The following is a 1,437-nucleotide window of genomic DNA, read 5'->3' on the forward strand; positions in this document are numbered from 1 at the left end:
CTAGAGCTCTTGCTATAGCTACTCTCTGCTGCTGACCACCAGATAATGTATTTGGCATACTATTTATCTTATCTTGCAATCCAAGGGTATTTATTATATCTTTAATATATTCCTCATCTACTGGTTTATGATCTAATCCAATGGGCAATATAATGTTTTGCCATACATTTAGTGATGGTATTAAATTATAAGACTGAAAAACGAAGCCTATCTTTTTACGTCTTAGTTTTGCTAATTCATTATCTTTTAACTTATACATATCAACTTGATCAATGATTACTTGTCCATTTGTGGGTCTATCTAATGCACCTAACAAATGAAGCAAAGTACTTTTTCCTGAACCTGATTTACCTATAATTACTGTAAATTGGCCTTGTGTGATTTTTATATTAATATCGTCTACAGCTTTGGTTATATTATATTTACTATCATAATATTTTTTTAATTTCTTTGTTTCTAATATAGTCATATAATTTACTCCTCATTCTTATTAATATAGGTAGGTTGTAAAATTTACATTACTATTGTTATTAGTTCTTTCTATTAAGAAAGCATCACAAGGCAAAAATATTTTCTTTAAATTTAATGCTGATACTTAAATCGATAATAATGCATTTTACATACATTTATTATACAGTAGTATTCTGTCAACTCACTTACAACGATTATGACAAAACTGTCATATTAATCATTATAAAATATTAACTCAAATGTAGTTCCCCTACCTATCTGGGAATAAACTTTTATGCTACCATCTTGGCTCTTCATTATTTCTTTTGCTAGATATAATCCCACACCAATACCTTCATATAACCCCGTTTTATCACTTTTATAGAATCTATTAAATATAAAAGGTATATCTTCTTCATTAATACCTCTACCTGTATCTGTTATTCTTATTTTATTACTCATTACCGTATTCACACATTCAATAGTAATAGTTCCATCAGTATCAGTATATTTCACAGCATTATCTAGAATATTAACTATGGCTTCTTTTGTCCATTTTGAATCATAACAAAAATAATTAGTACTATTTTTTTTCATAGTGATTTCAATATTTTTTTGTCTGGCTGATATATATATTGAATTTACAGCTTGTGTTATTGTTTCATTTATGTCATTTTCTTTTATGTCCAATTGGATTAGACCTGTTTCCAACTTGGATATCTCTGTTAGAGAACTAACGAACCATTGAACTCTGTTTATCTCGTCATTCATTTTGGATATTATATTATTTTTTTCTGCATCTTCAATGTTATCCTTATCTAGAAGTGAATTAAATAACTTTATGGCTGCAACAGGGGTTTTCAATTGATGGGTAATCTCTGTTACCAACGTATTTAATTTCTTTTTTTCATCTATCAGATTTTCATTATTATTGTATAATTTACTTATTAATTTATCCAGCTGATAATCAATTCTATATAATGTTCC

At 27.6% G+C, this 1,437-nt stretch carries 2 protein-coding genes; both read right to left on the reverse strand.

Annotation, left to right across the window (positions count from 1 at the left end; all coding sequences use genetic code 11):
- Positions 1-469: ABC transporter ATP-binding protein (locus AACQ14_RS21175; protein ID WP_339365568.1), on the reverse strand; the 469-nt coding region annotated here is incomplete at its 3' end.
- A 215-nt stretch (positions 470-684) separates the two neighbouring features.
- A partial coding sequence (locus AACQ14_RS21180) for a sensor histidine kinase (RefSeq protein WP_339365569.1) occupies positions 685-1,437 on the reverse strand: 753 nt, incomplete at its 5' end.

Source organism: Vallitalea maricola (assembly GCF_036985595.1).
Classification (GTDB): domain Bacteria; phylum Bacillota; class Clostridia; order Lachnospirales; family Vallitaleaceae; genus Vallitalea; species Vallitalea maricola.